The 8,715-nt window shown below is 53.3% G+C and carries 5 protein-coding genes; 1 reads left to right on the top strand and 4 read right to left on the bottom strand.

Going from position 1 to position 8,715, the window contains the following annotated elements; translation table 11 throughout:
* Positions 1-116: 116 nt before the first annotated feature.
* Together PsWM33_RS20910 and PsWM33_RS20905 are read right to left on the bottom strand one after the other, a co-directional pair.
* Complete coding sequence (locus tag PsWM33_RS20910) at positions 117-626, bottom strand: GNAT family N-acetyltransferase (protein WP_063298211.1); 510 nt, start codon at positions 624-626, stop codon at positions 117-119.
* A gap of 272 nt (positions 627-898) precedes the next feature.
* The gene (locus PsWM33_RS20905; protein ID WP_082827094.1) at positions 899-4,498 is read right to left on the bottom strand and encodes a hydantoinase B/oxoprolinase family protein; all 3,600 of its coding nucleotides are present in this window, start codon (positions 4,496-4,498) and stop codon (positions 899-901) included.
* A gap of 235 nt (positions 4,499-4,733) precedes the next feature.
* Between PsWM33_RS20905 and PsWM33_RS20900 the strand changes: the two genes are divergently transcribed.
* A complete protein-coding gene (locus PsWM33_RS20900; protein ID WP_057465707.1) occupies positions 4,734-5,276 on the top strand; it encodes a winged helix DNA-binding protein in 543 nt (180 codons plus the stop codon).
* A gap of 32 nt (positions 5,277-5,308) precedes the next feature.
* Here the strand turns inward: PsWM33_RS20900 and PsWM33_RS20895 are convergent, their stop codons facing one another.
* Both PsWM33_RS20895 and PsWM33_RS20890 read right to left on the bottom strand, forming a co-directional pair.
* Positions 5,309-6,214 carry a DoxX family protein gene (locus PsWM33_RS20895; protein WP_063301510.1) on the bottom strand — a complete coding sequence of 302 codons (906 nt, stop codon included), beginning with the start codon at positions 6,212-6,214 and terminating at the stop codon, positions 5,309-5,311.
* Between the two features lie 103 nt (positions 6,215-6,317).
* The gene (locus PsWM33_RS20890) at positions 6,318-8,396 is read right to left on the bottom strand and encodes a putative bifunctional diguanylate cyclase/phosphodiesterase (RefSeq protein ID WP_208994680.1); all 2,079 of its coding nucleotides are present in this window, start codon (positions 8,394-8,396) and stop codon (positions 6,318-6,320) included.
* Positions 8,397-8,715 lie beyond the last annotated feature (319 nt).

Below are 8,715 nucleotides of genomic sequence, written 5' to 3'. Positions count from 1 at the left end.
AAGTAGCGCAGGTATTGCCTGCCGCCTTGCTCATCCCGACCTTCGGGAACTCTGGTTCAACACCGCATGGGAGGCCATGCGGTGCTACTGGTGTTTGTGGTAGTGAGGGCGTTGGATCATGACAAGCGATATGAGTATACGTTGTTCAGATATGCCTCGTCAGCAATACAGAAGTGGGTTTCTCCAACATGCTCGAAACCCTGTGCAAGATAGAAATCGATTGCAGGGTCATTTTCTGCATTGGTTGTTAGCCAAACAGAATCGGCAGTTTTTTCACGACAGTGCTGGAAACCTGCATTTAATAGGCGTTTACCGATGCCTTTCCTATGATGGCGTGGCTGAACATAGAAGGTTGCAATTTCCATTTCTGAACAGCCTGATACAGGGGCTTTGCTTGCTGAGGAAACCCGTATGAAGCCGTCGATTCCTTCTTTATTCTCGGAAACGAGGATGAATTGATTAGGGTCAGATATAAGCTTCTCGATCTTCGAGGGGGCGAACTCCTCCAAGGCGAAGTCTGCAAAAAAAGCACTTACACCACGCTTAAGGTAAGTGCCTATCCATACCTCAATCGAGATCGCTGCAATGCTAGAAGCATCTGAATTATTCGCTTTGCGTAATGTCATGTGCGATAGATGTCAGATTTTGGGAGGGAGTCAACGCCAATTATCAGGACAGCCTTGGGCTGCCTGTGACATGTTGAGGTTGCAATGCAGAGTGGTTAGCGGAACGTCCGCCAAGGGTTCCACAGATCATTCTCCAGAAATCTTGGAGATGATTACATCGTGAAGATTTAGAGCGCAAAACCCTGAAAATTATATTGCTCTGTTCTTCAAGAAACATTTAAAAACGCCCAGCTATTTAAGCTGGGCGTTGGTGGGTGCAGTGACTTGTTTGCCTATTCTGCCTTGCCCCAGCCGCCGCTGGTTGGGGGGACGACTGTGATGGCTTCGCCGGCTTCCAGAATTGTTTGGTCGCAGCCTTTCAGCTCTTCCATCTGGCCGGAATTGCGGCGCACGTAGGTGCGGCCTTTCTGGCCATCTTCGCCGCCCTGCATGCCTTTTGGAGCGATGGTTCTGTGGGAGGCCAGGATTGCGCAGTCCATCTTTTCCAGGAAGCGGATGGTGCGTTTGGTGCCGTCACCTGCATGCCACTTGCCTTTGCCGCCTGTTTCCTTGCGGATGTGGAAGTCTTCCAGCAGCACAGGATAGCGGAACTCCAGAACTTCCGGGTCGGTGAGGCGAGAGTTGGTCATGTGGACGTGGACGCCATCAGTACCGTTGAAGCCCGGACCTGCCGGAGAGCCGGAGCACAGGGTCTCATAGTACTGGTAGGTGTCGTTGCCGAAGGTCAGGTTGTTCATGGACCCTTGTGAATTCGCCATGGCACCGAGAGCTGCGAACAGAGCGTTGGTGATGTGCTGCGAGGTTTCTACATTGCCTGCCACAACTGCTGCCGGATAATGCGGGCGCAGCATGGAGCCTTCCGGCACCACAATGTTGATTGGACGCAGACAGCCTGCGTTCATCGGAATGTGGCCTTCCACCATGACGCGGAAGCAGTAGAGCACAGCGGCGCGGGTGACAGGTTCCGGTGCGTTGAAGTTGTTCTCTTTCATCGGGCTGGTTCCGGTGAAATCAACGGTTGCTTCGCGCTTGTCCTTATCAACGGTGATCTTGACCTTGATGGTTGAGCCCTGATCCGTTGGATATTCGTAGGAACTGTCGGAGAGTGCTTCGATCACACGGCGAACGCTCTCTTCAGCATTGTCTTGCACGTGGCCCATGTAGGCCTGCACGGTTTCCAGACCAAAGTGGTCTGTCATCTTGCGCAGTTCCTGAACGCCCTTCTCATTAGCGGCGATCTGGGCTTTCAGGTCGGCCACGTTCTGATGCACGTTGCGGACCGGATATTTGTGGTTGGTGAGCAGTTCGACCAGAGCTTCTTCGCGGAAGTCGCCTTGGTCCACCAGCTTGAAGTTGTCGATCAAGACGCCTTCTTCATCCACCTTGGTGGCGAGTGGGGTCATGGAGCCCGGAGCGGAGCCGCCGACATCAGCGTGGTGACCACGGGAGGCTGCCCAGAACAGGATTTCCTTGCCGTCGTCATCAAACACCGGAGAGACAACAGTGATATCCGGCAGGTGGGTGCCGCCATTGTATGGGGCGTTGAGTGCGAATACGTCGCCCGGTTTGATCCTGCCTTTGTTGAGGGAGATGATCGCCTCAACGGAACGGTCCATGGACCCCAGATGCACTGGCATGTGCGGGGCGTTGGCAACCAGCGCGCCGTTCTGATCAAAGACTGCGCAGGAGAAGTCGAGGCGTTCTTTGATGTTTACGGAGTAGGCGGTGTTCTGCAGGGTCACACCCATCTGCTCTGCAATGGACATGAAGAGGTTGTTGAATACTTCCAACATCACCGGATCAGCGGTGGTACCGAGAGCAACTTTCTTCTCCAGCGGGATGGTGCGGGTTAGAATGATGTGGTTCTTGGCGTTGACCTCAGCATGCCAGCCCGGTTCCACAATGATAGTTGCGTGTGGTTCCATGATGAGGGCAGGGCCTTGCAGCTTCATGCCTGGCTGGAACGTATCGCGCTTGAGGATGGACGCATCCTGCCATTTGCCGTTCGCGTAGAACTGGGTTTGCTCTGCAATGGCAGGGGCGTTTGCTGCCAGTGCTTCGTCTGGCTCCTGCAGACCAGCGCCGCCGCCAATGGCTTCCACTTCGAGCGCTTCGACCACGATGGTCTTATTCTCGTAGGCAAAGCCGAACTGTTTGATGTGGTTCTGCGTGAAGGACGCGATCATGGCGTCGAGATCACTTGTGTTCAGATCCACAGCTATTGGTGTGTCGGTGCCGTCATAACGCAGGTGCGCGCGTGGGAGGACGGAGAGTTCGTCTTCTGCAATGCCCTGATTTGCGACCTCTGTTTTCGCATCTGTCGCAAGGCGTTGAGCGAGGTCTGCAAGAGCTGCCAGATTGTCAGTGTTCAGAGGTTTGACGACCGCTTGCTGACGGGTTGCGCGGATGTCCGCAAGGCCCATGCCGTATGCAGAGAGGATACCGGAAAGCGGGTGCACGATGACGGTTTTCATGCCGAGGCTGTCGGCGACCATGCAGGCGCTCTGACCGCCAGCGCCACCAAAGCAGGTGAGGGCGTATTCGGTTACGTCATATCCGCGCTGCACGGAGATTTTTTTGATGGCGTTGGCCATGTTCTCTACGGCGATTTTTTGGAAGCCTTCTGCGACTTCCTCGCCGGTTCTGCCATCACCGATCTGGGCTGCCAATGCGTTGAAGGCCGCTTTGACTTCTTCGATTGCCAGAGGCTCGTCCTGATTTGGACCGAAGATTTTAGGGAAGTAGGAGGCGTTGAGCTTGGACGTCATGACGTTGGCGTCGGTGACCGTGAGTGGGCCACCGCGGCGGTAACATTTCGGTCCGGGATTTGCGCCAGCGGAATCTGGGCCAACCTGGAAGCGACCGTCTTTGTAATGGAGGATGGAACCACCGCCAGCTGCAACGGTGTGGATCATCATCATTGGCGCACGCATGCGAACGCCAGCCACTTCGGTTTCAAAGGCGCGCTCAAACTCGCCGTCGAAGTGGGAGACGTCAGTAGAGGTGCCGCCCATGTCGAAGCCGATGAGTTTCTCGAAGCCCGCCATTTTGGAGGTTTCAACTGCGCCAACAACACCGCCAGCCGGACCGGAGAGAATAGCGTCTTTGCCCTGGAAGAGGGAGGCGTCGGTCAATCCACCGGAGGACTGCATGAACATGAGACGGCAGTCGGTGTTCTGGATGTCGAGTTCATTAGCAACCTGATCCACATAACGGCGCAGGATTGGAGAGAGGTAAGCGTCAACCACAGTCGTGTCACCACGGCCAACCAGCTTCATGAGCGGGGAGACTTCATGGCTGACGGAAATCTGCGGGAAGCCGACTTGCTTGGCGATCTCCGCCAGCTGCTTCTCGTGCTCAGGGAAAGCGTAGGCATGCATCAAAACGATGGCGATGGAGCGTGTGCCCTCAGCGTAGGCTGCTTCGAGCTGGGCTTTGATCTGGTCAAGGTCTGGAGCCGCTTCAACGGTGCCATCAGCGCGGACGCGTTCATCCGCTTCCAGAACCTGATCGTAGAGAAGCTCTGGTTTGATGATTTCTTTGGCGAAGATGTCCGGGCGGGCCTGATAGCCGATTTCCAGAGCGTCGCGGAAGCCTTTGGTGATGAGCAGAAGGGTGCGGTCACCCTTACGTTCCAGCAGTGCGTTGGTCGCGACTGTGGTGCCCATTTTTACCGCCCGGATCTGGTCGGATGGGATGCGGGTGTCTTTGGCAACGCCCATGAGATCGCGGATGCCCTGAATGGCGGCGTCTTTGTAGGCCTCAGGGTTTTCGGAGAGGACTTTATGGGCGCGTATTTCTCCTTGAGGTGTGCGTGCAACGATATCTGTGAAGGTGCCGCCGCGGTCGATCCAGAAGTCCCACTTGCCCATTGTCATGTTTTGTCCCACCTCGATTTGAAATCTTATTCTGTGATACATCTACAAAATGTAGACATATTGTCAATGTGAATATGCGAGAGTCAGGAGAAACGCAGCGATTGGTATTGAAATTTACGTGGATCGGTCTTTTAAGAGAGGTTGTGTGATCTACGTAAACTCTCGACATTATGTTGCGCGAGATGATGCGAATCTGCGCAATTCTAACTTGGTGGTTGTGAGGTCGAAAATGAGTGATGCTTTAGAGCAGAAAAATACTGGCGGGCTGGGTGTTGGACCGGTCGTGTCCTCATCGCACCTTGCATCAGGTGAATTGCCTGCACTGTCTGAAGTGGAATTTGCGGTGACGATGATGGTGAATGCCTATCATCGTTGGATGGTGCGATGCATGGCAGCTGCAGGGCAGGAGGGGTTATCCCCTCTGGAAACGCTTGTGCTTCACTCGGTCAATCATCGTGAACGCTCAAAAACGCTGGCTGATCTGTGCCTCGTTCTGAACATCGAGGACACGCACACGGTATCTTACGCTTTGAAAAAGCTGGAGAAAGCTGGCCTTGTGCAATCCGGTAAGCGCGGTAAGGAGAAAATTGCCGAGATTACAGAGGAAGGCCGTGCGCTTTGTGATGCTTACAAGCAGCTACGTGATGCTTTGCTGGTGAAGCCCGTGAAAGAGCTTGGACTTGATGAAGCCGAGTTGTCCCGGCTTGCATCTGTTTTGCGCAGTGTATCAGGTCATTATGACCAAGCCGCGCGGTCCGCTGCTGCGATGTAACGTGATCGCAGCGGGAACCTGTTCTCGTTGACTTAATCGACATGCTCATTATGGGCGAGACCTGTGTCTCCCATGAGCAGTTTGATCCATCCGGGCATTTTGCCGGTTCTGCGCAGCGCACCATCTATGGAGAATTCTCCCCCTCCTGTGGTGGTGAAGCTAAGATAAGACGCAAACAGGATCAGTGGCAGCTCCCATGAGACGGCTGTAGCAAAGGAGACAAAGCCGTGCTCCAGTGCCCCGCTCAACGTTGCTGCAAACAAGATATAGGCGGCTGCGAAGAAGCAAGAGAGACGGGTGAGCAGCCCGAGGCCGATACCAATTGCAATGGCCAGTTCTGCCAAGCCTGCGGCATCAATAATCATTGCAGGGTCGGGATAACCGAGTAGGGAGAAGAACTCTACATGCTCCATGTAAGGGAGAGACCCGGCAAACAACTTGTCGGTGAAGTGTGGCACCATCACAAAGCCAACCAGAATGCGGAAGAAGGTGAGTTGCCATTGCCAAAGTGTCAGGCCGCGGCCTGCTGTCTCAAATGAATTGCGCTGGATTGTGCTGAGGAACCAGATGAGATTGACGAAGAAGGCAAAGGCAAGAGGCCAGCTGAGCAGGTACGCATAATAAAGTGAGGCAATCCGCCAAGCGACGAGTTGGCAAAGCAGCATGCACAAAAAGCCGAGTGTGAAGTTTTTCGGCACGACGATCACGACAAAGAAGAACGCCAGTGCAAGCCAGATCAGCATGGGCCGGAGTGCAGATTCAGGAATAGGTGACATGAGCACTTCCAGAGAGATGAGTGCTACGACGCCCAGCAAGAGAGCTGTGATGAGGGATTGAAGCAGCTGGAAGACCGACAAATAGTGGAAGGGCCGTGCAATCTCAGCAAGATCCTCCTCTTCGCTCATGTCCTCAGTGTTTGCATTGCTCTTGTCTGCCATAGCTACCTCACAGCGAATCCCAAGCGTGGGTCATTTGTGTCAAGGTAGCGTGCTGCACCTAGCGAGAGATATCCTGCTATTCTCGCTAGGCTTATTTGAGAGGTTATCCGACGTAGGCAGCTTCGATCTGCTTGGCCTCTTGTGTTCCAAGCGTGCAGCGGACATTTGCGTGCGGATTGGCCGGATCAACGTTGGATGGTTTGCCGAAGTAATAACCCTGAACGATATCGCAGCCGCCGGCTCGCAGGATTTGGGCCTGCATTTCTTCTTCAACGCCTTCTGCCGTGATCAATACGTCAAGTGAACGGCCAAGACCGATAATCGCAGCAACGATAGCATCAGTGTGGGCATCCTTGCCGATGTTCATGATGAAGCTGCGGTCGATCTTAATTTTGTTGAACGGGAAGCGAGAAAGGTAGCTTAGGGAAGAATAGCCAGTGCCGAAGTCATCCATGGCGATGGAAACGCCCATGTTCCCGATTTTCTTGAGTGACTTCACCACGCTGGTGGTATCGGCAATCAGAAGGCTTTCGGTGATCTCGATCTCAAGGCGCTCAGGTGCCAGACCAGATTCTTCGAGGGCTTCTGAAATCTTCTGCTCGATCAATCCGGTCTTGAACTGCGCAGGCGAGAAGTTGACGGCGACTTTCAGGCTTGGGTCAGCCCAGCTTGCCGCGTCAGTACAAGCTTTTTTGAGCACATATTCGCCGAGCGCTTCAATAAGGCCTGTGTCTTCCGCGATCGGGATGAAGACTTCTGGTGAGATGCGGCCCTTTTCCGGATGGACCCAACGTAGCAGGGCTTCAAAGGCTTTGAGTTTGTTGTCTGCCAGACCAACCTGAGCCTGATACACGACTGAGAATCCGTCGAGCTTTAGGGCACGGATCATCTCTGTTTCCAGCTCGCGGCGACGTTCCAGCTCTTCATCCATGCTGGACTCGTACCAGGTGTAAGTGGAGCGTCCACCATTCTTGGAGCGGTAAAGCGCTAGGTCAGCGCAATGAAGGAGGCGGGAGGATCGCCATGCTGCATCGGTTGCCTGAGCGATGCCCATGGATAGAGAAATCTGGATCTCTTTGCTGTCGATGACGCAACTGGAGTTGGTGGTTGCCATGGCACGCTGGGCAAGCACGGTGATGTCGTGGCTGGTGTATTCCCCTTCGATCATCACGGCGAACTCATCGCCAGAAAGACGCGAGACGAGGTGATCGGTGAAGACGAGCCGCAACCGGTCCGAGATGATTTGGAGAAACGTATCGCCAGCCGCATGGCCGTGGTTGTCGTTCACTTCCTTGAACTTATCAACGTCAATGGCAATGACGTATACATTGGAAGCTGTGATGGATGCCTTTCGGAGTGCTTTGTTCAACTCGTCCGAGAAAACCGCGCGGTTTGGCAAGTGCGTCAGTGGGTCATTATGCGCGAGAAAGCGGATTGTTTTGGAGGTTTTCCAGCGATCGTGCAGCCCTTTCCAGGCGAACATGATAGAGGCGATTGCTACGACGAGGACCAATAAGAATGCAAAGGCCGACCCGAAGGCGATTGCATCCATAAACACGACGGTGTTGAGTGCTGGTTTTGTGGTGAAGATAAAGCCACCACGGGCTTTGTTGTCATCATTCACATAAGGAATGACGACGCCAAATTTTGGTATCCGCCATTCAAACCAGTTGAAGTTGGAGTAGATCACCAACTGTCCTGAGTTGAGCGCTGAGTGCCATGCGTCATAGGCGGAGGGGTCGGACAGAATTTCGTTGACGCGGTCACTGGTCATATCCCGCGGATGCACGGCCAATGGGCGGCCGGGAACGTTGACGACCAGCAGTTCGAATTCTTCAAACTGCTCGACCAGAGCCTGCTTAACCGCAGTGGCTTTGGTTGCTGGCAGTTTCCAACTTGGAGAGATGATTTCGCTGGTTGGGGCCGCGCTGGAACCGCGCAGGCCGAAGTCTAATGGAGAAGAGACATCCTTTTGTCCTGTGTCTTCACTGGGGGGTGCCTCAAGAGGGTGGTGTAATTTGATGATATTCTTTGCAGTGTCGAATTCTTTTTGAGCTTCACTCTTGAATAAATAATATAAAGTCGCTTGGTCAATGGCATAAAAGCTTGTGGCAATGGCACCAATCACAGTAAACACTATGCCGGCGTAAAGTAATTTACGATGTGGAGGTATCGTTTCCACTTGAAATCCCCATCCCGAAACGCACGAAATAATGTGCGCTGGCAGCAGGCAACTGAGAAGTTAGTTGGCGCTGTTACCTGTATGTGTACTTAATTAATAGCGAATATATCTGTAAAACATTACCCATGTGTTTCATGGGGTCATATTTTGAGGGCAAGCTTGACTGAGGCTTGAACTGAAATCTGGCAATGGGCACTTATAGATAGCAGTGGGCAAATAAAACCCAAGGGAAACAAACTATTCAGATTGATAAATAATTTGTTAGGTATAAACCTGATTTGCGGTGACTAATTATTTTGCTGTCTATCCAGGCAAAATT

This window comes from Pseudovibrio sp. WM33 (genome assembly GCF_001623165.1).
Taxonomy (GTDB): Bacteria; Pseudomonadota; Alphaproteobacteria; order Rhizobiales; family Stappiaceae; genus Pseudovibrio.
This window is presented reverse-complemented; position numbering and strand designations above follow the sequence as displayed.

Coding starts and splice junctions, on each gene's coding strand:
- PsWM33_RS20910 (WP_063298211.1), bottom strand. CDS start 626: ATGACATTACGCAAAGCGAATAATTCAGATGCTTCTAGCATTGCAGCG.
- PsWM33_RS20905 (WP_082827094.1), bottom strand. CDS start 4,498: ATGGGCAAGTGGGACTTCTGGATCGACCGCGGCGGCACCTTCACAGAT.
- PsWM33_RS20900 (WP_057465707.1), top strand. CDS start 4,734: ATGAGTGATGCTTTAGAGCAGAAAAATACTGGCGGGCTGGGTGTTGGA.
- PsWM33_RS20895 (WP_063301510.1), bottom strand. CDS start 6,214: ATGGCAGACAAGAGCAATGCAAACACTGAGGACATGAGCGAAGAGGAG.